This window comes from Streptomyces sp. NPDC000983 (genome assembly GCF_040299205.1).
In the GTDB taxonomy this organism is placed as follows: domain Bacteria; phylum Actinomycetota; class Actinomycetes; order Streptomycetales; family Streptomycetaceae; genus Streptomyces.
The window spans coordinates 31,984-56,884 of sequence record NZ_JBEPBM010000037.1; the positions used below are offsets into that span (position 1 = coordinate 31,984).

The window sequence follows — 24,901 nt, forward strand, 5'->3', positions numbered from 1 at the left end:
GGTCGGGGCACGTTCACGGGCCCCAGGTACAGGGCCAGGGTAGCCGCTCGGGGATACTTGACCGCATGGCTTACGACGATCTTCGTTCCCTGCTCAGGGCACTGGAACGCGAAGGCGACCTCAAGCGTGTCAAGGCTGAGGTCGATCCGTATCTGGAGGTCGGGGAGATCGTCGACCGGGTGCAGAAAGCGGGTGGCCCGGCACTGCTCTTCGAGAACGTGAAGGGCTCCGCGATGCCCCTCGCGATGAACGTCTTCGGCACCGACCGGCGGCTGCTGAAGGCGCTCGGCCTGAAGTCGTACGCGGAGATCTCCGAGCGGATCGGCGGGCTGCTCAAGCCCGAGCTGCCGCACGGGTTCGTCGGGGTGCGGGAGGCGTTCGGCAAGCTCGGCGCGATGACCCACGTACCGCCGAAGAAGGTCAAGGACGGGCCGGTGCAGGAGGTCGTCCTGAAGGGCGACGACGTCGACCTCGACGCGCTGCCCGCCCTGTTCACCTGGCCCAAGGACGGCGGCTCCTTCTTCAACCTCGGGCTCACCCACACCAAGGACCCCGAGACCGGGGTGCGCAACCTCGGCCTGTACCGGCTCCAGCGCCACGACAAGCGCACCATCGGCATGCACTGGCAGATCCACAAGGACAGCCGCAACCACTACCAGGTCGCCGCCCGGCGCGGCGAGCGGCTGCCGGTCGCCATCGCCTTCGGCTGCCCGCCCGCCGTCAGCTACGCCTCCACCGCCCCGCTCCCCGGCGACATCGACGAGTACCTGTTCGCCGGGTTCCTCGCGGGCAAGCGGATCGAGATGGTCGACTGCAAGACCGTCCCGCTCCAGGTCCCCGCGCAGGCGGAGGTCGTGATCGAGGGCTGGCTGGAGCCCGGCGAGATGCTGCCGGAGGGCCCCTTCGGCGACCACACCGGCTTCTACACCCCGCAGGAACCGTTCCCCGCGCTGAAGATCGACTGTGTGACCATGCGGAAGCGTCCGCTGCTCCAGTCGATCGTGGTGGGGCGGCCCCCGACCGAGGACGGCCCGCTCGGCCGCGCCACGGAACGCTTCTTCCTGCCCCTGCTGAAGATCATCGTCCCGGACATCGTGGACTACCACCTGCCCGAGGCCGGCGGCTTCCACAACTGCGCGATCGTCTCGATCGACAAGAAGTACCCCAAGCACGCGCAGAAGGTGATGCACGCGGTCTGGGGGGCGCACATGATGTCGCTGACCAAGCTGATCGTGGTCGTCGACTCCGACTGCGACGTCCACGATCTGCACGAGGTCGCCTGGCGGGCGCTGGGCAACACCGACTACGCCCGTGACCTCAGCATCGTCGAGGGTCCCGTCGACCATCTCGACCACGCCTCCTACCAGCAGTTCTGGGGCGGCAAGGCGGGCATCGACGCGACGAAGAAGTGGCCCGAGGAGGGCTACACCCGCGACGGCGGCTGGCCGGACATGGTGGAGTCGGACCCCGATACGGCGGCCAAGGTCGACCGCCGCTGGAAGGAGTACGGCCTGTGAGCTCGGCATCCGCGGCGCTCCCGCAGCCGGGACGCACCAAGGCGTTCCTCCGGCTGGTGATGATCGAGCACTCGGTCTTCGCGCTGCCCTTCGCCTACATCGCCGCCCTCACCGCGATGTTCGAGGCGGACGGGAACATCCACTGGGGGGAGCTGCTCCTGGTCACCGTCTGCATGGTCGGTCTGCGGACCTTCGCCATGGCGGTGAACCGGATCATCGACCGGGAGATCGACGCCCGCAACCCCCGTACGGCCCAGCGCGAACTGGTCACCGGCGCGATGTCGGTCCGGCACGCCTGGACGGGCGCGCTGATCGCGCTGGTGGTCTTCCTGGGCTCGGCGGCGCTGCTCAACCCGCTCTGTCTGGCGCTCGCCCCCGTCGCCGTGATCCCGATGGTGGTCTACCCCTACGGCAAGCGGTTCACCAACTACCCGCAGGCCATCCTGGGGCTGGCCCAGGCCATGGGGCCGATCGGAGCCTGGCTCGCGGTCACCGGTGCCTGGTCCTGGGACGCGGTCGTCCTCGGTCTCGCCGTCGGTGTCTGGATCGGCGGCTTCGACCTGATCTACGCCTGCCAGGACGTCGAGACCGACCGGGAGACCGGTGTGATGTCGGTTCCGGCCCGCTTCGGCATCCCGGCCGCGATCCGGGCGGCCCGGGTCTGCCACGCCGTCACCACGGCCCTGCTGGTCTGGTACGCGGTGCTCACGGACGCGGGCGGGTTCTTCTGGCTGGGCCTGATGATCGTGGCCGGGGCCTTCGTCTACGAGCACAACATCGTCCGCCCGCACGACCTGTCCCGGCTGAACCGGGCCTTCTTCAGTGTCAACGGGTTCATCGGCATCGCCCTGTTCGTCTGTGCGCTGCTGGACCTCCTGGTGCGGGGGCTGACCGTCTGACCGTCTCGTCCCCCGGTACGCTCAAGATGTGAACGCAGGAGAAACGCGGCGCGTGCCTTGGATCGTGGGGGTGTCCGGAGCTTCCGGTACGCCGTACGCGGCCGCTGTGCTGCGCGCCCTGCTGGCGGCCGGTGAGAGCGTCGACCTGGTGGTGAGCAGGGCCTCGCGGCTCACGCTCCTCGACGAGACCGGGATCGCCTTCCGGGACGCGCACTGGGCGGACGACCTGCGGGAATGGCTGTCGCGGGGTGCCGACGGAAAGCCGGGCACCTTCGACACGGACCTCACCGGGGTGCGGTACTGGGGCGCCGGTGACCTGGCGGCCGGGCCCTCCTCCGGCTCGTACCCCACCAAGGGCATGCTGATCGTGCCGGCGTCCACGGCGTGTGTCGCGGGTGTCGCGCTGGGGCTGTCCAAGGACCTGTTGCAGCGGACCGCGAGCGTGACGCTGAAGGAGGACCGCAAGCTGGTCGTCGCCGTGCGGGAGACCCCCCTCAACGGCCAGACCCTGCGGCACCTGGTCACCCTCGACGACGCGGGCGCCGTGGTCGTACCGGCCTCGCCCGCGTTCTACGCCGGGGCCACCCACATCCAGGACCTGGTGGACTTCGTCGCCGGCCGGGTGCTCGACGCGGCCGGTGTGGAGCACGGGCTGTACCGGCGGTGGAAGGGCGACCTCGGCGGTGCCCGCACCACCTGAGCATCACGCGGCGGGCGCGGTGCTCATCACTTCAGGAACCCATCGACCTCATTTCAGCGGAAGGCTTCGAATCGCATGGACGCGGTGGACAGGCAGCTCATCCAGGCCCTGAGAGAGAACGGCCGGGCCTCCTACGCGGAACTGGGGCGCCTCGTCGGCCTGTCGGGACCCAGTGTCACCGACCGCATCAACCGGCTGGAGGCGGCCGGGGTCATCACCGGTTACCGGGCCACCGTCGACGCCGCCTCGCTCGGCCTCGGCGTGATCGCCCTGATCGGCATCTCGCTCTCCGACGCCGCCGACCACGAGGACGTGGCGGCCCGGCTGAAGGACCTCTCGGAGATCGAGGACTGCTGGTTCATCGCCGGTGACGACTCCTACATGCTGAAGGTGCGGGCGCCCGACGTCGACGGTCTGGAGAAGACCATCCGGCGGCTGAGCGGCACCAAGGGCGTCTCCCGGACCCGTACGACGATCGTGCTCTCCACGAAGTGGGAGAACAGGGTGGGAGCGCTTCCCGACGAGGTGTGACCGGCGGGGTGTGACCCGCCGGGGAGTACGGTTGACGAGCTGTCTACGAGATGTCTACGAGAGGGATGACCATGGACGTCGGGCTCAAGCGCGAGCTGGAGCAGAAGGTCCGCTCCGGTGAGCGGCTGACCCGCGAGGACGGCATCGCGCTGTACGCGTCGGACGACCTGGCCTGGCTCGGCGGTCTGGCGCACGAGGTGCGGACGCGGAAGAACGGCGACGTCGTCCACTTCAACGTCAACCGGCACCTCAACATGACCAACGTGTGCACGGCGTCCTGCGCCTACTGCTCGTTCCAGCGCAAGCCGGGCGAGAAGGACGCGTACACGATGCGCATCGAGGAGGCGGTGAAGCTCGCCAAGGCGATGGAGTCGGAGAACCTCACCGAGCTGCACATCGTCAACGGGCTGCACCCGAACCTGCCGTGGCGGTACTACCCGCGGTCTCTGCGGGAGTTGAAGGCCGCGCTGCCGAACGTCTCCCTGAAGGCGTTCACGGCCACCGAGATCCACCACTTCGAGACGATCTCCGGTCTTTCGGCCTCCGAGATCCTCGACGAGCTGATCGACGCGGGGCTGGAATCGCTCACCGGTGGCGGGGCGGAGATCTTCGACTGGGAGGTCCGGCAGCACATCGTGGACCACCGGACGCACTGGGAGGACTGGTCCCGGATTCATCGGCTCGCGCACGAGAAGGGTCTGAAGACCCCGTGCACGATGCTGTACGGGCACATCGAGGAGCCTCGGCACCGGGTCGACCACGTCCTTCGGCTGCGCGAACTCCAGGACGAGACGGGTGGGTTCCAGGTCTTCATCCCGCTGCGGTACCAGCATGACTTCGTGGACGTGCAGGACGGCAAGGTCCGCAACCGGCTCCAGGCGCGGACGCAGATGGCGACGGGTGCGGAGGCCCTGAAGACCTTCGCGGTCTCCCGCCTCCTCTTCGACAACGTGCCGCATGTGAAGGTGTTCTGGGTCATGCACGGCGTCCAGACCGCGCAACTGGCCCTTCAGCACGGGGCGGACGACATGGACGGCTCGGTCGTCGAGTACAAGATCACGCACGACGCGGACAACTACGGCACGCCGAACAAGCTGACGCGCGAGGATCTGCTGGACCTGATCCGCGACGCGGGTTTCCGCCCGGTGGAGCGCAACACCCGCTACGAAATCATCCGCGAGTACGAGGGCCCCGACGCGGCGCGCCGAGACTCCCCCCAGCCCATGCGAGTCTGACGCCGAGCACGTCGCCCGCGGCCCGGCGGGGCCTGTTCGCGCAGTTCCCCGCGCCCCTAAAAAACCAGGCCGCACCTCGCCTGCGGGCGGGTGGGGGCTCATCGCGCAGTTCCCCGCGCCCCTGAAAAGCCGGGCCGAATCCCACCCGCGGCCCGGCGGGGGCTGTTCGCGCAGTTCCCCGCGCCCCTGGGGTGGGAACTGTGGCGGCGGGCTCGGCGTGTACCCACCCAGGGGCGCGGGGAACTGCGCGACCGGCCCCCGCCGTCCCGCAGACGACGTACAACCTGGTTCTTTAGGGGGCGCGGGGAACTGCGCGAACAACCCCCGCCGGGCCGCAGGGGAGGTGCGGCCTCGTTTTCAGGGGCGCGGGGAACTGCGCGATCGGCCACAGTCGGGCCGCATGGGGTGATGTAAGGGATACGATGGCGTCGTGGCCCTTACTTTTGTGCTTGATCCTGTCGTGGGTCCCGACCTTCGGGACGGGGTTCTTGATCTGTGGGCGGATGTGACCAACGCCGGTGGGTCCGTCGGGTTCGTGGCGCCCGTGGATCGTGAGGCGATTCGGCCTGAGCTGGTCAAGCACTTCGCCGCCATGGCGGAAGGGCGGACCCGGCTGCTCGTCGGGTATGACGGGGAGGGGCAGGTCGCCGCCACCGCGTTTCTGACCTTCAATACGCATCGGCTCATGACCCACTGGGTCTGGCTGTACACCGTGATGGTGCACCCGCGGCACCAGGGCCGCGGATACGGCCGCGACCTGCTCACCGCCGCCGCAGACGCCGCCCGCCGCCTCGACGGAGTCGAAGCCATCCGCCTCACCTGCCGCGGCGGACAGGGCCTGGAACGCTTCTACGGTTCCTGCGGCTACAAGGAGGTCGGCCGCATACCCGACGCCATCCGCGTAGCCCCCGGCGACGACCGCGACGACGTGATCATGCTCCTGCCCCTCGACTGAGCCCCGCCCCCAAGCCGGCGCACGCGACATGCTTCACTGGTTCCCGCCCCTTTTGGAATCGGAAGACTGGATTGAGATGCTCCGCTACACGCTGATGCGCCTCGGGATCTTCGTGGGCTGCCTCGTGGTCGTCTGGGGCCTCGTCTACTCCGGTCTCGCCCCGCGCGGCCTGGGCGACTCCAACGGCATGTGGGTCGTGCTGCTGGCCCTGCTGATCTCGGCCCCGATCAGCTTCGTCGCCCTGCGCAAGGAGCGCGACCGCGCCTCCGTGCAGATCGTGGAGCGGGTCGACCGGGCGAAGGCCAACCTGGAGGCGAACCGCAGCCAGGAGGACGTCGCGGACGACAGCGCACGGACGCAGGGGCAGACGTCCTAGTCTTGCCCCCATGGGTGCAGTAAAGACCAAGCGGATGCCGCGCGCGGTCCGTGAGCAGCAGATGCTGGACGCCGCCGTGCGGACCTTCGGAAGACGCGGCTACATGGCCGCCTCGATGGACGAGATCGCCGAACTGGCGGGTGTGTCCAAGCCGTTGGTCTACCTGTACCTGAACTCCAAGGAAGACCTCTTCACCGCCTGCATCCGCCGAGAGGCACAGGCCCTGACCGCCGCCGTGCGCTCGGGAGTGCACACCGACGCGCCCGCCGACCGCCAACTCTGGGACGGTCTGCGGGCGTTCTTCACGCACACCGCGCAGAACCCGGACGGCTGGTCCGTCCTGCACCTCCAGGCCCGTACCCACGGCGACGCGTTCGCCGCCGAGGTGAGCGCCATGCGCGAGGACATCGTCGGGTTCGTCACCCAGCTGATCCTCGCCGCGGGCGCGGCCGCCGTCCCCCGCCCGGGCCTCCGCTCCCGCGCCGGCGCCCCGGACGGGCCCTGGCTCACCGAGCACGAGTCCGCCGGCCTCGCCGAGGCCCTCGTGGGCGCCGCCGAGTCGCTCGCCGACTGGGCCAACGCCACCCCGGGCGTCACCGCCCGCCAGGCCGCGGCGACCCTGATGGACTTCGCCTGGGCCGGTCTGGGCAACCTGATGGACGGCCGCCCCTGGTCGCCCCCGGAGGAGTCTCAGGCCGGGTAGACCGAGCCCCTCACATGCGTCCGGCCGCCCCGTAGCTCGAACCGCTCGCCGCGGGCCGCGTAGGTCACCGTGCCGGGCAGCAGCAGCGGCGCCCGGAACTCGGCGTGCACCCGGGCCGCGTCCGGCACCCCGTGGGCCGCGAGGCACCGCGCGAGGGTCCACATGCCGTGCGCGATGGCCCGGGGGAAGCCGAACAGCCGCGCGGTGAGCGGGTGGAGGTGGATCGGGTTGCGGTCCCCGGACACGGTCGCGTACCGCCGCCCCACATCCGCGCCCGGCCGCCACTCGGCGACCGCGGGCAGCGGTTCCGCCGGATCGGGTGCCGCCGGATCGGGTGCCGCCGGGCCCTGCGTGGAGGTCCGGTGCCGGGCCAGGTACGTGCTCGTCGACTCCCACACCACCTCCGCCCCCGCCCGTACCTCCGTGGCGACGGACGCCTCCGTCCCCCGGCGGTGCGCCGCCAGCCCGTCCACCCGCACCGAGAGGTCGTAGGAGCCGGTCGCCGGCATCGGCCGCCACCGGGTGATCCCGATCGAGGTGTGCACCAGCCCCAGCAGCGGCAGCGGGAAGTCCCGTCCGCTCATCAGCCGCATGGCGAGCGGGAAGCCCAGCACCTGCGGATACGTGACGGGCAGGGCGTCCTGGCCGGTGGGGAAGCCGCACATCCGCTCGTAGGCGGCGAGCCGCGCCAGGTCCACCCGCAGGCCGGACACGGTCAGCGGCGCGCGCGGGAAGCCGGCCCCGGGGTGCGGCCGCTTGAACGGCGACAGCAGGGCGCCGCGCGCCAACACCGGCATGAGCGACTCGGACACAGGCGTCTCCCTACTCCTCCAATTGCTGACTCCGGAGTAAGGTTACCGGAGGTAATAGGCCGCGTACGACGCGAACCCGAACGACCCTCGAGTTACCCCCGAGGTTGCACAGCCCCGCCTCCCGACCCTCTCCGAACGCGCACAGACCCCACACGTGAGCCCCGTACGATCCCCTCTCTAACCGGCGGTAACCCCTTTCCCGCACTTGGGGAGCCGTCCGTGATCGCCGTGCCAGGAGCCGCCCCCGTGTCCACGTCACTGCCGTCCTTCGCCGCGTCCGCCGCCTTCGACGACGCCCCCGCGCCCGCCCTCGTGCGGCCCGAGACCCGGCGGCTGGACGGAGCCGTCCGGGAGGCGTACGTACCGCCGTTCGCCCCGCCCGTCTCGCACGGCTCGCTGGGCGACCTGCCGTTCGACAACGCGCTCGCCGTACCGGACAGGGTGCTGCTCAGCCGCCGTACGGAGCAGGGGCGTTGGGCCGATGTGACGGCGGCGCGGTTCGCCGAGGAGGTCCTCGCCGTGGCCAAGGGCCTCATCGCCGAGGGCCTGGCGCCGGGCGACCGGATCGCGGTCATGGCCCGTACGACGTACGAGTGGACGCTCCTCGACTTCGCCGCCTGGGCCGCCGGTCTGGTGACCGTCCCCGTCTACCCGACCTCCTCGCTCTTCCAGACCCGCTGGATCCTCCAGGACTCCGGCGCCGTCGCCCTGGTCACCGAGACCGTCGCTCAGGCCGCCGCGCTCGGCCCCGAGCGCGAGCGCCTCCCCGACCTCCACCACCTGTGGGTCATCGAGAAGGGCCATGTCGAGCGGCTCGCCGAGTCCGGGGCCCAACTCCCCGACCAGGAGGTCGAGATACGCCGGGGGATGCTCGGCCCGGACACCCTGGCCACCCTGATCTACACCTCGGGCACCACCGGCCGCCCCAAGGGCTGCGCCCTGAGCCACGGCAACTTCTTCGCCGAGGTCGACAACGCCATCGAACTGCTCTACCCGGTCTTCAAGTCCCGTACCAGCGAAGAGGTTTCCGTCCTCCTCTTCCTGCCGATGTCGCACGTCTTCGGCCGGATGGTGGCGGTCGCCTGCGTCCGCGCCAGGGTCCGGCTCGGCCACGCGCCCAGCCTCCAGGCGGACGACCTCCTCGCCGACCTCGCGGCCTTCCGCCCCACCTGCCTGCTCGCCATCCCCTACATGCTGGAGAAGGTCTTCAACTCGGCCCGCGCCAAGGCGGAGGAGAGCGGTCGCGTGGCCTCCTTCGACCGCGCCGCCGCGATCGCCGGACGCTACGGCGAGGCCGTCGAGGCGAAACAGCACGGCACCGGGTCCGGCCCCGGCCGCGCCCTGGCCATGGCCCGCGCCTTCTACGACCCGCTCGTCTACCGCCGCCTGCGCAACGCCATGGGCGGCAGGGTCCGTTACGTCATCTGCGGCGGCTCCCCGCTGGGCCGCCGGCTCGGCGCCTTCTACGCCGGCGCGGGCATCGAGGTGTTCGAGGGCTACGGCCTCACCGAGACCACCGCCGCCGCCACCGTCACCCCGCCGCTCAAGCCCCGGCTGGGCACGGTGGGCTGGCCGCTGCCCGGAACCAAGGTCCGGATCGCCGCGGACGGCGAGGTCCTGATCTCCGGCGAGCAGGTGCTGCGCGGCTACTGGGACCCGTCCGCCGGGGGAGTGGTCCCCGCCGCGGTGGACGGCTGGCTCCACACCGGCGACATCGGCGAACTCGACGACGAGGGCTATCTGACCATCACCGGCCGCAAGAAGGAGCTGCTGATCACCGGCGGCGGCAAGAGCGTCGCCCCCGCCCCGCTGGAGAACTGGCTCCGCTCGCACCCCCTGATCTCGCAGGCCATCGTCCTCGGCGACCGCCGCCCCTACGTCAGCGCCCTGATCACCCTCGACATGGAGGGCATCACGCACTGGCGCCGGATGAACGGCCGCCACCCGGTGCCGGCCGAACTCCTGCTGGAGGACGACGACTTGATGGCCATCCTCCAGCGCGCGGTCGACGAGGCGAACAAGCTGGTCTCCCGCCCGGAGTCGATCCGCCGGTTCGCGGTCCTGCCGGTGGACTTCACCGAGGTGGAAGGCCACCTCACCCCGTCCATGAAGCTCCGCCGGGATCAGATCATGCGGGACTTCGCCGAGGAGATCGAGGCGCTGTACGCGCGCTGATCACGAGTCCGAATCGGCGTACAACCATCACCCACCGCCGTGGGTCTCCTCGTCGCCAGTCACAGCTCATCGCAGGAGACGCATGTTCACGCGCAGCACCGTTCGCCTGGCGCTGGCCACGGCCACGGCCGCCTCCCTCACCGGCGGACTGCTCACCCTCTCCGTGGGCGCCGCCCACGCGGCCACCCCGGCGCAGTACTTCGACGACTTCAACGGCGACGGGTACCGCGACTTCGCCGCCGCGGGCCACGGCCAGTTCACCGTGACCTACGGAACCGCCAAGGGTCCCGGCACCACCAGCAAGACCTTCACACAGGCCACCGCGGGCATCCCGGGCACGGCCGGGGACGCGGGCGGCTACGCCGACGCGTTCGGTGAGGACGTCGCCGCCGCCGACCTCAACCGGGACGGCTACGCCGACCTCGCCGTCGCCGACTTCACCGAGAAGGTCGACGGCAAGGTCAGCGCGGGCGCCGTGACGATCGTGTGGGGCTCGTCGTCCGGCCTCACCGGCACGGGCGCCCTCCGCCTCAAGATCACCGCCAGTTCCCACCGCGCCTTCGGCAAGCAGATCGAGGCCGGCGACTTCAACGGCGACGGCAAGGCCGACCTCGCGGTCGCCGACGGCATCGAGGGCGTCCGCATCTACCGCGGCGGCTTCTCCAAGACCGGTACGACGGGGTCGGTCACCAAGCACGTCCCCAACAGCCTGCTCGAACCCGCGGGCCTGGTCGCCGGGAAGGTCACCAAGGACGGCGCGACCGACCTGTTCCTGCTCGGTACGGGCTACCGCGACGACAAGTTCACCTCGGAGGCATGGTTCCTCCGCGGCGGCTCCACGATCAAGCCGGGATCGGTCACCGTCTACAACAGCTCGGGCGCGGGCTACGACGCGACCGGTGTCGTCGCCGACTTCAACAAGGACGGCTACGGGGACCTGGCGGTCGGCGACTCGGTGTACAACAAGTCCGCCGGTTCGGTCGTCGTCTGGCGGGGCGGCAGCACGGGCCCGACGACGAAGTACCGCATCACGCAGTCCACTTCGGGCGTGGCTACGGCCGCGGCGCAGGGGGAGGGCTTCGGCCGGGCCGTCTCCGCCGCCGACATCAACGGCGACGGCTACGCGGACCTGGCGGTCGGCGTGCCGTGGGAGACGGTCGGCTCGGTCGAGAACGCGGGCGGCGTCCACGTCCTGCGCGGCGGCACGTCCGGTATCACGGGAACCGGCTCGCAGTGGTTCACGCGGGCCACGGCGGGTGTCCCCGGCAGCCCGACCGACTTCGGAACCCTCGGTCACCTGGTCCGCATCCGCGACATCGACCGGGACGGGGACAGGGACCTGCTGGTCTCGCCCGACTGGTACGGCCCGAGCGTGCTGCTGCCGGGCACGGGTTCCGCGATCACCGGAACCGGCGCTCAGGAGCTGGACGTCGTGGCGTCGTTCCCGCAGTAGTCGGAGCCGAGGAAGGCGACCCAGGCGGCGGGGGCGAGCGTGACGTGGCCTCCGGCGGGGTTCTTGGAGTCGCGGAGGTGGATGTGCGTGGGGGTCTTGGCGACCTCCACGCAGTCGCCGCCTTCGCCGCCGCTGTGGCTGGACTTGCGCCAGGTGTAGGCGACTTCGAGGCACTGACCGCCTTCGCCGTCGCTGTAGCTGGACTTGAACCAGTTAAGGCGCTCAGTGTTCACAGCTCCTCCAGCTTCCTCTCGATCAACTTCCGGGACTCCGCCGGGCGCAGGGCCATCGCTCGCATGATTCCATAGCGGTCTGCGATCTTCCGGACCTCTTCCTGATCGGTGATCAGTCGGGGATACCCTGGATCTCCGTGTAGGCCACCTGCCCGTGCCCCTTGGGCGTCACCAGGTTGAACGCGCCGTCCATGTTGGGGTGTTCCTCTTGCGAGGTCGGCATCACCTGAATCTCGACGTTCCTCATGTGCCCGATGTGCAGCAGACGCCGGAGCTGGTCCGAGTGGATGCGCCGTCCACCAGTCGGCCGGTCCAGGATCACTTCTTCAAGGACGTAGCTGACGACAGGGGCCGGTACACGCTCGAAGATCTGCTGTCGGGAGAGCCGGTCCATGACCCGCTTCTCGATCATTTCCTCATCGAGAAGCGGACGCCGCTTCGCGAACACGGCCCGAGCGTGATCCTCGGTCTGGAGGAGACCCTGCATCGCGTGACTGGCATAGAAATGCAGCTCGATTGCCTGCGCCTCCATCCCGGCATAATCCCGATACCACTCCGGATGCCGAGTCCGAGCCGTGGACATCGCCTCCCGTACCTCCGGGACGACCTCCCGTAACAGCCCCCCGGCGTCCAGGAGTTCGTCCGCCTTCTCCAACAGCTCCGGCTGTGGCGTCCGTACGCCCCGCTCCATCGCTGAGATGGCGTCGGGGCCGTACCCCACCAGCGCCCCGAACTCCTTCTGCGTCAGGCCCTTCCGCTCGCGCAGGACCTTCATCTGCTTGCCGAGTGCGACGAACAACCCCGCCGCGCCCTCGTTCTCGCCCACTCGGACCCTCCCGCCCGACGACCCGCACGCAGAACGCACCGCAGTCGTACAGATACCCGGCGTCGACCTGTCACTCCTGGTCAGGGTAGAGAGAACCCGCCACTCTCGGTGACGTGAACGCCGAAATCATCACCCCCACCGCCGAACTGGCGCAGCGCATCGGAGCCACTCCGCGGGGAGCCCGCGAGGCCCGCCATCTGACCCTGCGGCAGCTCGCCCTGTGGGGCTTCCCGCAGGAGGGCGAGGTCAGCTTGGCGGCGCAGCAACTCGTGGCGGAGCTGGCCGCCAACGCCGTGACCCACGGCCGGGTGTCCGGCCGCGCCTTCGAACTGCGGCTGCTGCTCCTCCCGGAGGGCACGCTCCGTATCGAGGTGAGCGACGCGCGGGGTGACCGGGAACTGCGGTACGTGTCGGAGCCGGAGGGCGAGAGCGGGCGGGGGCTGATCCTGGTGACGCTGCTCGCGCGGGCGTGGGGCGTGGCGCGGAGGGACGTCGGCAAGACGGTGTGGGCGGAGATCGGCACCGGTTGAGCGGTGAACGGCGCTTGACTTCACAAGACCGTCGCGACACATTCCGATTTCTGACACATCGTCAGGAATCCGGTTCCCGTGACGCTGGAGCGGCCTGCCATGACCACGAGCCAGTCACCCACCCGCAGACGGGTCCTCACCACCGCGACGGCCGCCGGCGCGGCCCTGGCGCTGAGCGGGCGGGGCGCGTCCGCGGCGGACCTGCCCCTCCTCGGCACCTACGACGTGGTGGTCGTCGGAGCAGGGGCCGCCGGGATGACCGCCGCCCTCACCGCCGCCCGCCAGGGCCTGTCCTGCGTGGTGGTGGAGAAGGCGGCCACCTTCGGCGGCTCGGCGGCCCGCTCCGGTGCCGGGATCTGGATCCCCAACAACTCCGTGATCCTCGCGGCGGGCGTCCCGGACACCCCCGCGAAGGCCGCCGCCTACCTCGCCGCGGTGGTCGGGCCCGAGGTCTCCGCCGCCCGGCAGGCCGCGTTCCTCGCCCACGGCCCGGCCATGCTGTCGTACGTCATGGCGCACAGCCCGCTGCGCTTCCGCTGGATGGAGGGGTACAGCGACTACTACCCCGAGCTGTCCGGCGGCCTGCCCGGCGGGCGGTCCGTCGAGCCCGACCAGCTCGACGGCAACGTCCTGGGCGCCGAGCTGGCCCGGCTGAACCCGCCGTACATGGACGTCCCGGCCGGGATGGTCGTCTTCAGCGCCGACTACAAGTGGCTCGCGCTGGCCGCGGTGAACGCCAGGGGCGCCGCCGTGGCCGCCGCCTGTCTGGCGCGGGGCACGAAGGCGGCGGCGCTGGGGCAGAAGCCGCTCACCATGGGGCAGTCCCTGGCGGCCGGCCTGCGCGCGGGGCTGGCCTCGGCGGGGGTGCCGGTGTGGCTCTCGACCCCGCTCACCGACCTCCTGGTGGAGGCCGGCGCCGTCACGGGCGCGGTGGTCACCCGCGACGGCCAGGAACCGGCCCTGGTGCGTGCCCGCAAAGGAGTGATCGTGGGCTCCGGCGGCTTCGAGCACAACGCGGCCATGCGGGCCGAGTACCAGCGCCAGCCGATCGGCACGGAGTGGACGGTGGGCGCCAAGGAGAACACGGGAGACGGCATCCGGGCGGGTGAACGTGCGGGCGGCGCCCTGGACCTGATGGACGACGCCTGGTGGGGCCCGGCGATCCCCATACCGGGTCAGCCGTACTTCTGCCTCGCCGAGCGCACCCTTCCGGGCGGGCTGCTGGTGAACGGGGCCGGCGCCCGCTTCGTCAACGAGGCGGCGCCGTACAGCGACGTCGTCCACACCATGTACGACCAGAACCCCACGGACCCGGCGATCCCGGCCTGGCTGGTCGTCGACCAGAACTACCGCAACCGGTACCTCTTCCGGGACGTGCCGCCCACGCTGCCCCTCCCGGACGGCTGGTACTCCTCGGGCGCCGCCCACAAGGCGTGGACCTGGGACGGCCTCGCCCGGTCGATCGGGGTGCCCCCGGCCGCCCTGCGCGCCACGGTGGACCGCTTCAACTCCCTCGCCCTCCGGGGCAGGGACCTGGACCAGGGGCGCGGCGACAGCGCCTACGACCACTACTACACCGACCCCGCGGTCCTGCCGAACTCCTGTCTGGCCCCGCTCTGGCTGCCGCCGTACCACGCCTTCCGGATCGTGCCCGGCGACCTGGGCACCAAGGGCGGCCTGCGCACCGACCACCGGGCGCGGGTCCTGCGCCCCGACGGCACGCCCGTCCCCGGCCTGTACGCGGCGGGCAACGCCAGCGCCGCCGTGATGGGCCGCAGCTACGCGGGCGCGGGCTCGACCATCGGCCCGGCGATGACGTTCGGCTACATCGCGGCCAGGCACCTCGCCGGCACCCTCTGAGCATCCGGGAAAGGGGCCGGGAAAAGGCAGGAGCCCCGTCGCCTTGCGGCGCGGGGCTCCTTGGGTACTGCTCTCAGGTCCGGATCAGAGACGAGGATCGCCTCAGACGGGGGTGACGTTCTCCGCCTGCGGGCCCTTCGGGCCCTGGGTCACGTCGAAGGAGACCTGCTGGTTCTCCTCCAGCGAACGGAAGCCGCTCGCGTTGATCGCGGAGTAGTGGACGAAGACGTCGGGGCCGCCGCCCTCCTGGGCGATGAAGCCAAAGCCCTTTTCGGCGTTGAACCACTTCACGGTTCCGGTAGCCATAAGCCCTCCTTGGGCCCAAAGGGTTGCCCTGCTCCAGAACCTGCAAGTGTGAGAGCAAATGCCGCACTGCATACGTCTGAAAACGACTAGAGCCCGCGGTTACATGCTCCGCAGGCTCTGTACTGCAAGGGAAACCAAACTGCAACTTGCGGCGAGCCTAGCACGCGGGCAGCCGAAAGCAATAGAGGTCAAGATCACGTCACCCGGACGTTTGAAAGGGTGAAATCGCTTGACGTCGGGGCCGGAGTCTGGAGCGTACCCCAAAGGGGCTAGCCTCGCGATGTGGACAATTCTCGCACCCGGCCGCGCGTCGGCCACATCCAGTTCCTGAACTGCCTGCCCCTGTACTGGGGGCTCGCCAGAACGGGCACGCTCCTCGACTTCGAGCTGACGAAGGACACCCCGGAGAAGCTCAGCGAGAAGCTGGTGCAGGGAGACCTCGACATCGGGCCCATCACCCTGGTCGAGTTCCTGAAGAACGCCGACGACCTGGTCGCCTTCCCCGACATCGCCGTCGGCTGCGACGGACCGGTCATGTCGTGCGTGATCGTTTCGCAGGTACCGCTGGACCGGCTGGACGGCGCCCGCGTCGCCCTCGGCTCCACCTCGCGCACCTCGGTGCGCCTGGCCCAGCTGCTGCTCGCCGAGCGCTTCGGCGTACGGCCCGACTACTACTCGTGCCCGCCCGACCTCAGCCTGATGATGCAGGAGGCGGACGCGGCCGTACTGATCGGCGACGCGGCCCTGCGCGCCAACCTCCACGAGGGCCCGCGCTACGGCCTCCAGGTGCACGACCTCGGCGCGCTGTGGAAGGAGTGGACCGGGCTGCCCTTCGTCTTCGCCGTGTGGGCCGCCCGCCGTGACTACCTGGAGCGGGAGCCGGTCATCACCCGCCGGGTCCACCAGGCGTTCCTGGAGTCCCGCAACCTCTCCCTGGAGGAGGTCGGCAAGGTCGCCGAGCAGGCGGCCCGCTGGGAGGCCTTCGACGAGCGGATCCTGGAGCGGTACTTCACCACGCTCGACTTCCGCTTCGGCGGGCCGCAGCTCGAAGCGGTCGCGGAGTTCGCCCGCCGGGTCGGCCCCACGACGGGATTCCCGGCGGACGTGAAGGTGGACCTGCTCCAGCCGTGACGTTTCGGCGGACGGTGTCCCGGGCGCCGGCCCGGGACCACCCCTGACCCCGGGGCTCAGCCCGGGACGACCACCGTCCGCAGCTCGCCGTCGCCCAGGTGCAGCATGCCCTTGCCGGGCACCGCCGGGCCGCCGACCATGCTCCGGTTGAGCCGGACGCCGATCAGCTCCCCGCTGGAGGACTCCTGCGGGGAGAGCAGGATGCCGCGCCGCGCCTTCTTGGCGTCGACCTGCCAGCCGGAGAAGCCCGAGCAGACGTCCTCCTCGTCACCGGCGATGACCAGGCCGAGCCCCCGCTCCGCACCCCGCGAGATGATCTTCTTCATCTGCTTCTCGGCGTCGCAGTCCTCCAGGATCTCGCCGTCGTCGATGAGGACCACGACCGGGCTCCCGGGCGACGGCTCCGCGTCGTCGATCAGCTCCTCGAACTCGTCCTCGTCGATGTCGTCGCCCGTGTACACCTTGAGCACGCCCTCCACGCCCTCCAGTCCGCGCAGCGGGGACTGGCGGGGGGCGGCGACGACCAGCCGCGTGCCCTGCTTGAGGAAGGACTGGGCGAAGTTCATCAGCACCGTGGAGCGGCCCGACTTCGCCGGGCCCGCGATCACGAACGACGGCACGCCCTGGGCGAGATCGGGGCCGAAGCCGATGATCTCGTCGCCGCCGATACCGGCCAGCGCGAACAGCTTCGAGCCCGACAGGTCCGGGTCGCGCATCTCCCACGCCTCGTCGAAGGCGATCCGGCTCGGCAGGCTGTCCACCCGGAACGGCCGCCTGGAACGCGGCACTTCGGCGTCCCGCGCGGCGGCCGCCTCACCGATCGCGGCCAGCGCGGCGGCCTGGCCCTGACCGGTGGTGTCCTCGGCGAGCAGCGCGAACTGCGTCTCGGTGCCCGCGTCGTTCTTGAAGGCGCGGCCCGGCGGTATCTCCTCGGGCACCTTGCGCGCCGGGATGCCGAGCATGGAGAAGTCGCTGCGGTCGGAGAGCCGCAGACCGTACTTCTCCTCCGTCAGTGTCGCGATCCGGCCCACCAGCAGGGTCCGGTCACCGGTCAGGACCAGATGGATGCCGACGCTCGCGCCCTCGCGCATCATCGTCTGCAACTCGTCGGTGAGCGCGCCGTGGTCGACCTCGCCGAGGGTGGGCACCCAGCCCTCCCACCGGTCCAGCAGGACCACGATGTGCGCCAGCCGCTCCTCCTCGGCCGACGCGGCCCGCTGCTCGCCGATGTCCGCGAAGCCCTTGTCGGCGAGGAGGTTCTGCCGGCGGTCCATCTCGCCCTTGAGCCGGTTCACCAGCCGGACCACCCGCTCGGTCTGGTTCCGGCTCACGACGGCGCCGACGTGCGGCAGCCGGGTCAGCGCGTTCAGGGCGCCGTTGCCGCAGTCGATGCCGTAGAGGTGCACGTCGGCGACCGAGTGCGTACGGGCCAGCGAACCGGCGATCGTGCGCAGCAGCTGGGAACGGCCGCTGCGCGGGGCGCCGCCGATCATCAGATGGCCGAAGCCCGCGAAGTCGATGGCGACCGGGCGGCGCGACTGCGACGCGGGGAGGTCCTCGACACCGAACGCCGCCGGGGCGAGTTTGCCCGGCGCGGGCGTGAACGCGGGCGCCGGGATCTCGTCGAGCAGCAGCTGCTCGTCCAGCGCGGGCAGCCATGGGCTGTGCTGCGGCGGGATGCCGAGCGAGGTGTTGGCGGAGCGGATCGTGTCGACCAGCACCTTCAGGTCGGTGATCTCCTCGTCCTCGCGCGACTCGGCCTTCGGCTTGGCCAGCGCCGCCCGGCCGAGGTCCTCCCAGGCCAGCGGGCCGACCCAGGGCATGAGGACCGCGGGATCGGCGGCACCGGGACGGCGTCCGCCGACGCGGCCGGACTGGAACGGCACCAGCGAGGCGTGGCCGAGCCGGACGTACGCCCGGCCCGGGGTGTTCTTGGAGATGTGGCCGGCCTCGGGGGAGTCGATGACGTCGGTCGACTCGCCACCGTCCGTCACGCGCAGCGCGATCCGCAGGTTGGTGTTGGCGCGGATCTCGGGGGAGACCACACCGGAGGGCCGCTGCGTGGCGAGCAGCAGGTGGATGCCGAGGGAACGGCCTCGCTGGGCGATGTTGACCAGGCCGGTGACGAAGTCGGGCAGGTCGCGGACCATCGAGGCGAACTCGTCGATGACGATGAGGAGCCGCGGGACCGGCTTGTGGCTCGGGTCCCTGCGCACCAGGTCCTGGTAGTCCTCGATGTCCTTCGCGTCGGCCTTCGCCAGGATGTGCTCGCGCCGGTGCAGCTCGGCGCCGAGCGACTCCAGCGCCCGCTCCACGAGGTGGGCGTCGAGGTCGGTCACCATGCCGACGGTGTGCGGCAGATGGACACAGTCCTTGAACGCCGCGCCGCCCTTGTAGTCGACGAGGACGAAGGTCATGTTCTCCGGGGTGTTCGCCACGGCCAGCGCCGCGACGATCGTCTGGAGCAGCTCCGACTTACCGGAACCGGTGGTGCCGGCGATGAGGCCGTGCGGCCCGTCCTTGCGGATGTCGATGCCGAAGGCGCCGTCGTAGGACTCGCCGATGACGGCCATCGTCGACTGGCCGCCGGTCCGCCAGCGCGCCATGATCGCGTCGCTGGTGGGCGGTTCGAGCTGGAGCACGTCGAGCAGCCGGCTCGCGCCGGGCAGCGCCGAGTCCTCGGTCTCGCCGCTGATGTCCCGCAGCGAGGACAGCGAGCGGGCGAGCCGCAGACACCAGGACGGCGAGACGAAGTCCGGCCGTACGTCCCTGCGCCGCTCCGCTCCGGCCTCCTCCACCCGCAGCCGCAGCTTGTCCGGCTCGCGGGCCCGGTCGGGCTCGGGCGCGGCCTGGTGCCAGGCCTGGAAGGAGGGGAAACCGCCGGGCGCCTGCGGGCTCCGGTCGGCCGCCCGCTGCGGCTGCCCGGGCTCCTCGGCCTTCGGCTCGGCCACCACGTACGCCTGGCACTCGCCGGGCAGGAAGCGCTCCTCGGCGTCCAGGCAGAGGGCGAACATCGACACGGCCGGGCCTTCGCGCAGCAGCCGTACGACACCGGGCAGGGAACGCAGCCGCCGTGAGCCGTCCCAGACCACGACGATGTCCGGGTCGGTGAAGCTGGTGCCCTGGCTGCGGTTCTGCTCGGCGGCCTTCTTGCGGGCGTCGAGGATCTGCGTCAGCTCACCGATGCGGGCGCCGACGGTCTCGGCGTCGGTGCCGATGAGGACGTTGATGTCCTGGCCGGTGCTGGGCCTGGCGTGCGGGAGCCAGCGGACCCAGTCCCAACTGTCCTGCGCACTCTGCTCGCTGAGCACGTAGAACTGCACGTCCATCGGGCTGTGCAGCGCCGCGAACTGGGCGACCGCCCAACGGCCCATGGCCCGCGCGGAGTCGCCGGGGCCGGCCATGCCGACGACGCCGAGACCGCGCAGGTTCAGTGCGACGGGCGCCTCCTCTATCTTCCAGGTGACCTCGCGCTTGTGGTCGTCCTGCTCGGGGTCGTCGAGGATCACCTCGGACGGCAACTGGCCGGTGCCGACCCGCAGGAGCAGGTGGTCGCGGTCGGTGCGGCGCCGCTCCCAGAGGCGGGTGCGCGGGCCGGTGCCCATGGACAGCACGGTCGCCGGGTCGGGAATGGCGTGCCGTCGGTCGTTGCGTTCGACGACGAGGGCGTCCTGGGCGTCCTGCTCGATGCGGGCCTTCTGCTCCTCGTACTCCTTGACCTGCTTCGCGTGCGACTTACGGCCGTGCTTCTTGTCGTTGTAGTAGTTCGCGAAGAGCAGGATCGGGCTGAGGCCCGCCATGATCAGGTAGTACCAGCGCCCGAAGATCATCACGGCGACGACGGCGCCGACGAGCGGGGTGAGGGCCATCAGCCAGGGCAGCGGCCGGGGTTCGTACTCGCGGGGCGAGGAGGGCAGCCGGAACCGGGTCTGGCGCTCGGGGGGCCGCAGCCGCGGCGGCCGGTTGTAGTCGAGGCCCACGCCGTCGTCGGACCACTTCAGGGCGGCGTTGGGAGGGGAGTAACGGGTCAGCTCTATCAGGGAGTTGCCGACGGCGAACTGGCCGCCGAGGGGCCAGATGTCCGGGTCGACGGGTTCCACGGGTTCCGCGGCCGCCGTCTCGCCCTCCTCCTCGGCCGCCTTCTTCCTGCGCCGGCGCCGCTTCTTCTTCTCCTCCTTCTTGTCCTCCTTGGGGTGGAGGATGTCGTCGACGGACGTCCCGTCGAGGAACACCTTCTCCTCGTCGCCGTGCACCTTGAACCGGCAGGTGCCGTCGGTGGAGACGGAGAGGGTCAGGACGCGGGCGTCGAGTTCGGGGTCGTCGATCCGCAGATGGCTGGCGGCGCCGCTGCCGATGTCGTACCGCCCGACGCCGAGCCGGTGCACGTACCCCGCGGCCGGACCGCCGACGACCCGCAGTTCGACGAGCCCGGACGGCTCGCCCGGCAGACACCCGGCGGGATCCTGGAGACTGACCACCGCCCCTTCCCGCACGGGGGAGTTGAGCACGGTCGCGGCGGGATCGACGGCGTACCCGTCGACGTACAGCAGGGGCGCGTTGTTGCCCGGCACCTGCTGCGGCTGCTGTCCGATGGGGATGACCTGTGCCCCGCTGTGCCCGACCTGCTTCGCCAGCTCCTGGGCGATGTCCCCCATCGTGGACTCGGGATCGGCGTCGAGTACGACGTCGGCGGTGCCCCCGCCGAACGGGTCGACGACGGTCAGAGTCAGGCGCACGTCTCTTGTCCTCCCCGTTGCCCCCGTGACCGCTTCCGCAACGCAGGTCACAGCTGGAAGCGACGATATCCGCTGGGGGTGGAACGCGGACAGCGGGTGGCCGCGGAGCCTTCCCGATGGCAACGCGACCCCCACGAGGCTGTGACGAGCTCACGACGTCATGTTCACAAAGCCGGGATGTGCCACCTCAGGCCTCGCAAGTAGGCTGCTGACCCAAGAGCGGACGATCACACCGGCTGTCGCACACGAGTTGGGGCGAATCGGTGGCTGTCGGTCCGCAAACAGGGAGCCACGGGGGTTGGCCCTGCGGCGTTTTGAAGAGGGAGCGGCTTCATGGCCAAGGACCTTGATGTCACATATCAGGACATGCGGGATGCTGCCAAGCATGTCGTGAAGGAGAAGGAGCGGCTCCAGGAGAAGCTCGAGGGCCTGAAGAAGTACATCAACAACCTGGTCGAGTCGGGCTACGTCACCAAGAGCTCCTCCAAGGCGTTCGACGAGAACTTCACCGAGTTCGTGCAGGGTTCGAAGGACACCCTGGACGGCCTCGACGGCATGGGCGACTACCTGACCATGGCCGCGGAGAAGTTCGAGCAGATCGACGACGAGCTGGCCAAGCAGGCTCGGGGCAAGTGACGTCGGCCCGGTAACGGGCTGTTCTCCCGTGCGGTGGGGCGGCGTTCGGGCGCCGCCCCACCACCGCGCGGGACGTGCGCGCTTCAGCTGTCGGAGAGCGGCTGCCGGAGCAGGTGCATGTGGAGGTCGCTGCGGAGTTCCTCCGTGTCGACGCGCAGCCAGGATCCGTCGCGGAAGCGGATGAGCAGCATCCTGGTCGCGAACTCGCCGGAGAAGGGGTCCACCAGGCTCGCTTCGGCGGAGGGGATGCGGGCGACGACCTCCATGTGCTTCTCCCGGCCCACGCTGACGCGCTGGGGCGGGGCCGCCAGGGCTATGCCGTCCGGGGTCGCCACAAGCAGTCGCTGAGGGTGGGTGGAGTGGGTGTACCAGCGCAACAGGAACTGCCCGGCGTCGCCTTGCCAGTTGCCGTCGAAGACCTTGTCCAGGCCTTGTTCGGCGATCGTGGCGTCCCGTCGCCGCTCCGCCTCCCTGTTCGCCCGCCGACTCTCCTTCTCCTCCTTCGAGTCGAGGGCCCGCATGACCGCGTCCTGTGCCTTGGACAGGGGGATCAGCAGCAGGATCAGGGGAAGGAACGGCAGCCAGAGCGCTTTGCCGAGCACGGTGCCGGCCAGGGCCAGCGGGGGCAGCCGGGCGGGGCGCAGGCGTGGGTTGCCGGCGGCCTGGAGGACCTCCGCCGGAGGCTGGGGGATCTTCTCGATCCAGGACCACTCCGCCGCTTCGACCTGCACGCCGAGGCGGTCCGAAAGCACGCGCGGCTTGTCGTTACGTGTCACGTCGGGACTCTCCTCGTCGGCGCCGGACTGCGTTGCGTCGAGAGCCTAGCTGGCACGGGTCGGCGGGAGGAGTGACGGAGTCCGCACTCGGCGGGCTCTCCCCGAAGGCCACCGGAGAAGGTCAGGAAGTCGTAGAGAGGGATGACCCGTGGGGGACCACATAAAGGCGGATCTCGCCGCCATCAAGCAGTGTTCGCGCGATCTCACCAAGATTCACGGCGAGTTCGAGCGCAACGGCAATCCTGCGGACGAGTACGGCCCGGCGGTGGGGCACGGTGGTCTCAAGGACGCCTTCGAGGAGTTCGGCGACACCTGGAAGAAGACCAGGAAGAAGCTGATGGAGGAACTGGAGGCGCTGGCCGAGTTCACCAAGACCGCGGCGAAGGCCTACGACGAGATCGACCAGGAACTGGCGAAGGCCATCCGGGAAGCCAAGGCGCAGAGCAAGGGGAAGAAGTGAGCAGGACCGACTCCGACTGGCCGCCGCTGTGGGAGGACGACCCGACCCCCGGCGATCCGGACGAAGTGGCCGAACTCGGCCGTAAATTGCGCAAGATGGCCAACATGATCGAGGAGCAGTCCCGGGTCATCAAGGCCCTCGCCTCGGTCGAGGGCTGGGACAGCGAGGCCGGGAAGGGCTTCCACGAGATAGCCGACGGCACCGGCGACAAACTGAAGAAGTCCTTCGAGCGCTACGACGAGGCCGCCAAGGCGGTCGGGGAGAGCGTGCAGGAAGGCGCCTCCGACCAGTTCGCCGGCGAGATGCGCCGCGCCCAGCGCAAGGCGGACCGGGCGCTCGCCGACTACCGGGAGACCAAGTCGGACTTCGACCTCGCCGACGCCGAGGTCAAGAAGGTCATGGACAAACACCCCCTCGGCGACATTCCCGCCGCCGAGAAGGAGGAGTACGACCGCTGGGTCAAGAAGCGCGCCGAGGCCATGCGGGGCATGGGTGACGCCCGCCGGGCGGTGAAGGACGCGCGGGACATCTACGACGACGCGGGCGACAAGGCGGCCCGGCACATCCGGAACGTCATCCACCACGACGCGGTCCGCGACCCCGGCGGCTTCATGAACTGGCTCGCCGACTGGGCGGACCTGTTCTCCAACATCTCCGCCGTACTGTCCGTGCTCGCGGTGATCTGCGCCTTCGTACCGCCGCTGCAGTTCCTCGCGCCGATCTTCGCGGCCCTTGCCGTGATCGCCAGCGCGGCGGCCCTCGCCGGTCACGCCTACGACATGACGGCGCGCGGCGGGAAGGTCGACTGGATGAAGCTGGGCACCGACGTGCTGGGCGTACTGCCCGGCCTCGGTGCGCTGAAGGGCCTCACGGCCCTCAAGGGGCTCAAGGGCGTCTCGGGCCTGGGCCGGCTCAGGATCGGCGGCATGGGAGCGCTGCGCGGTGTGGGCGACAACTTCATGAACGGCGTCGCCGTCAAGCTCACCAACAAGGTGCTCGGTATGACGGGCCGCGCCGCGATCGAGGGCCGGAAGATCACCGCCGTGATCAAGGGCGCCGGTCTCGCGAGCGCCCTGAACCGGATCTTCAGCGGGGAGAACGGCGAACGCACCGGGTACCAGGAGCCGCCGCGCTCGACCGGCCCCGTACCGACGCCGACGCCCCGCCCCCAGCCGACGCCGCCGTCCACGGCCCCCACGGCGGTCCCGGGCCCGGCACCGACTCCGGCGCCGACCCCCACGCCGAGTCCGCGTCCGGCGCCGACGGTGTCGCCGACGACGTTCAACGCGGCGCTGGCGGCGTGACGTGGCACGTTCCGGCATGAGTGAAGACGACCGCAGGCCGCACGGGGCCGAACGACCAGAGAGAAAAGACGCACAGTGACCACGGACACCGCTGACGAACTCCGTGCCCGCCAGTTGGAGGGCGACGGCATCGATGTGCGCTGGATCATGCCGGAGGGCTTTCTGGAGCTGCCCTTCGAGGCGGACGACCTTGACGAACTGGCCCTGAAACTCATCGACTTCGCCAAGCAGACCCTGCCCGGCGGGACCGAGGAGATCCAGCGCGAGTACGCGGCGATGTGCGCGGCGCACTACGACGAGTTCATCGAGGCGGGCGTGCAGTACGCGGGCTTCGTCACCACGGAGGTGGACGGGGTCCGCTGTACGGCCACGGTGAACGTCAGCCTGATAGACCTCGACGAGCGGGCCGGCGACAACCCGGTGGGCTTCCTCGCGACGACGCTGCGGCACCTTGAGCTGGGTCAGGTCGGCGAGACGCAGCTGCCGTGCGGCCCGGCGGTGACGTGCGTGGGCAACCGGTCCTCCAGCATCGACGGAGCCCTGACGCAGTCCGGCCGGGCGGAACCGGTCTGGACGTCGTTCATACAGGTCCAGATACCCCTCACCAACGGAACCGTCCTGGTCCTGGAGATGGGCACGCCGACGGTGGAGGGCTGGGACGTCTTCTCCAGCATGTTCGCCGGCATCGTCAAGAGCGTCCGCTTCTTCGACGAGGACGGGTCGATGGTGGTGATGCCGGGGTGAACG

At 70.4% G+C, this 24,901-nt stretch carries 22 protein-coding genes and 1 pseudogene; 17 read left to right on the forward strand and 6 right to left on the reverse strand.

Translation table 11 applies throughout. The annotated features are described in order from the left end of the window. Positions 1-65: 65 nt before the first annotated feature. From ABT296_RS31020 to ABT296_RS31055, 8 genes are all read left to right on the forward strand, one after another. Entirely contained in the window at positions 66-1,517 is a 1,452-nt protein-coding gene (locus ABT296_RS31020; RefSeq protein ID WP_351932096.1) for a menaquinone biosynthesis decarboxylase, read from the forward strand. Further along, complete coding sequence (gene mqnP / locus ABT296_RS31025; RefSeq protein ID WP_351932098.1) at positions 1,514-2,416, forward strand: menaquinone biosynthesis prenyltransferase MqnP; 903 nt, start codon at positions 1,514-1,516, stop codon at positions 2,414-2,416. Before ABT296_RS31020 ends, mqnP begins: the two co-directional genes overlap by 4 nt. 52 nt (positions 2,417-2,468) lie before the next feature. Beyond that, positions 2,469-3,116, forward strand: coding sequence for a UbiX family flavin prenyltransferase (locus ABT296_RS31030; protein ID WP_351932099.1), 648 nt, complete (start codon positions 2,469-2,471; stop codon positions 3,114-3,116). A 75-nt stretch (positions 3,117-3,191) separates the two neighbouring features. Further along, a complete protein-coding gene (locus tag ABT296_RS31035; RefSeq protein ID WP_351932101.1) occupies positions 3,192-3,647 on the forward strand; it encodes an Lrp/AsnC family transcriptional regulator in 456 nt (151 codons plus the stop codon). Between the two features lie 71 nt (positions 3,648-3,718). Then, a complete protein-coding gene (gene mqnE, locus ABT296_RS31040; RefSeq protein WP_351932175.1) occupies positions 3,719-4,882 on the forward strand; it encodes an aminofutalosine synthase MqnE in 1,164 nt (387 codons plus the stop codon). A 430-nt stretch (positions 4,883-5,312) separates the two neighbouring features. Continuing rightward, positions 5,313-5,837, forward strand: coding sequence for a GNAT family N-acetyltransferase (locus ABT296_RS31045; RefSeq protein WP_351932103.1), 525 nt, complete (start codon positions 5,313-5,315; stop codon positions 5,835-5,837). A 76-nt stretch (positions 5,838-5,913) separates the two neighbouring features. Then, positions 5,914-6,213 (forward strand): DUF4229 domain-containing protein, encoded by a 300-nt coding sequence (locus ABT296_RS31050; protein ID WP_351932105.1) that lies wholly within the window; start codon positions 5,914-5,916, stop codon positions 6,211-6,213. A gap of 10 nt (positions 6,214-6,223) precedes the next feature. Continuing rightward, positions 6,224-6,916, forward strand: coding sequence for a TetR/AcrR family transcriptional regulator (locus ABT296_RS31055; RefSeq protein ID WP_351932107.1), 693 nt, complete (start codon positions 6,224-6,226; stop codon positions 6,914-6,916). Here the strand turns inward: ABT296_RS31055 and ABT296_RS31060 are convergent. Beyond that, a complete protein-coding gene (locus ABT296_RS31060; protein ID WP_351932177.1) occupies positions 6,904-7,713 on the reverse strand; it encodes a MaoC family dehydratase in 810 nt (269 codons plus the stop codon). The genes ABT296_RS31055 and ABT296_RS31060 overlap by 13 nt on opposite strands. A 261-nt stretch (positions 7,714-7,974) precedes the next feature. Here ABT296_RS31060 and ABT296_RS31065 point away from each other — a divergent pair, with 261 nt between their 5' ends. Both ABT296_RS31065 and ABT296_RS31070 read left to right on the forward strand, forming a co-directional pair. After that, positions 7,975-9,903, forward strand: a complete 1,929-nt coding sequence (locus ABT296_RS31065) for an AMP-dependent synthetase/ligase (RefSeq protein ID WP_351932108.1) — start codon at positions 7,975-7,977, stop codon at positions 9,901-9,903. Positions 9,904-9,985: 82 nt separating this feature from the next. Beyond that, a complete protein-coding gene (locus ABT296_RS31070; RefSeq protein WP_351932110.1) occupies positions 9,986-11,356 on the forward strand; it encodes an FG-GAP and VCBS repeat-containing protein in 1,371 nt (456 codons plus the stop codon). Here ABT296_RS31070 and ABT296_RS31075 read toward each other — a convergent pair. Together ABT296_RS31075 and ABT296_RS31080 are read right to left on the reverse strand one after the other, a co-directional pair. Continuing rightward, positions 11,320-11,589, reverse strand: a complete 270-nt coding sequence (locus ABT296_RS31075; RefSeq protein ID WP_351932112.1) for a DUF397 domain-containing protein — start codon at positions 11,587-11,589, stop codon at positions 11,320-11,322. The two genes, ABT296_RS31070 and ABT296_RS31075, sit on opposite strands and share 37 nt — an antisense overlap. After that, positions 11,586-12,364 (reverse strand): annotated as a pseudogene (locus ABT296_RS31080) (helix-turn-helix domain-containing protein). The gene ABT296_RS31075 and the pseudogene ABT296_RS31080 overlap by 4 nt, the downstream one beginning before the upstream one ends. 164 nt (positions 12,365-12,528) lie before the next feature. Between ABT296_RS31080 and ABT296_RS31085 the strand changes: the two are divergent. Together ABT296_RS31085 and kstD are read left to right on the forward strand one after the other, a co-directional pair. Next, complete coding sequence (locus ABT296_RS31085) at positions 12,529-12,945, forward strand: ATP-binding protein (RefSeq protein WP_351932114.1); 417 nt, start codon at positions 12,529-12,531, stop codon at positions 12,943-12,945. Between the two features lie 99 nt (positions 12,946-13,044). Next, complete coding sequence (kstD, locus tag ABT296_RS31090) at positions 13,045-14,805, forward strand: 3-oxosteroid 1-dehydrogenase (RefSeq protein ID WP_351932116.1); 1,761 nt, start codon at positions 13,045-13,047, stop codon at positions 14,803-14,805. Between the two features lie 102 nt (positions 14,806-14,907). Here kstD and ABT296_RS31095 read toward each other — a convergent pair whose 3' ends face one another. Then, positions 14,908-15,111 carry a cold-shock protein gene (locus ABT296_RS31095; RefSeq protein ID WP_003992177.1) on the reverse strand — a complete coding sequence of 68 codons (204 nt, stop codon included), beginning with the start codon at positions 15,109-15,111 and terminating at the stop codon, positions 14,908-14,910. Positions 15,112-15,393: 282 nt separating this feature from the next. On the opposite strand from ABT296_RS31095, the gene ABT296_RS31100 reads away from it, so the two are divergent. Further along, on the forward strand, positions 15,394-16,242 hold the full coding sequence (locus ABT296_RS31100; RefSeq protein WP_351932118.1) for a menaquinone biosynthetic enzyme MqnA/MqnD family protein: 849 nt from the start codon (positions 15,394-15,396) through the stop codon (positions 16,240-16,242). 56 nt (positions 16,243-16,298) lie between these two features. Here ABT296_RS31100 and ABT296_RS31105 read toward each other — a convergent pair whose 3' ends face one another. Then, a complete protein-coding gene (locus ABT296_RS31105; protein ID WP_351932120.1) occupies positions 16,299-20,978 on the reverse strand; it encodes an FtsK/SpoIIIE domain-containing protein in 4,680 nt (1,559 codons plus the stop codon). Positions 20,979-21,311: 333 nt separating this feature from the next. Between ABT296_RS31105 and ABT296_RS31110 the strand changes: the two genes are divergently transcribed. Further along, on the forward strand, positions 21,312-21,614 hold the full coding sequence (locus ABT296_RS31110) for a WXG100 family type VII secretion target (RefSeq protein WP_351932122.1): 303 nt from the start codon (positions 21,312-21,314) through the stop codon (positions 21,612-21,614). Positions 21,615-21,697: 83 nt separating this feature from the next. On the opposite strand, the gene ABT296_RS31115 is transcribed toward ABT296_RS31110, so the two are convergent. Beyond that, entirely contained in the window at positions 21,698-22,390 is a 693-nt protein-coding gene (locus ABT296_RS31115) for a hypothetical protein (protein ID WP_351932124.1), read from the reverse strand. Between the two features lie 148 nt (positions 22,391-22,538). Between ABT296_RS31115 and ABT296_RS31120 the strand changes: the two genes are divergently transcribed. The 3 genes from ABT296_RS31120 to ABT296_RS31130 all read left to right on the forward strand — a co-directional run bounded on the left by ABT296_RS31120 (position 22,539) and on the right by ABT296_RS31130 (position 24,898). Next, positions 22,539-22,850: a WXG100 family type VII secretion target gene (locus ABT296_RS31120; RefSeq protein ID WP_351932126.1), complete on the forward strand. Its 312-nt coding sequence runs from the start codon at positions 22,539-22,541 to the stop codon at positions 22,848-22,850. Next, positions 22,847-24,154 (forward strand): putative T7SS-secreted protein, encoded by a 1,308-nt coding sequence (locus tag ABT296_RS31125; RefSeq protein ID WP_351932128.1) that lies wholly within the window; start codon positions 22,847-22,849, stop codon positions 24,152-24,154. The genes ABT296_RS31120 and ABT296_RS31125 overlap by 4 nt, the downstream gene beginning before the upstream one ends. A 75-nt stretch (positions 24,155-24,229) precedes the next feature. Next, entirely contained in the window at positions 24,230-24,898 is a 669-nt protein-coding gene (locus tag ABT296_RS31130) for a hypothetical protein (RefSeq protein WP_351932130.1), read from the forward strand. Positions 24,899-24,901 lie beyond the last annotated feature (3 nt).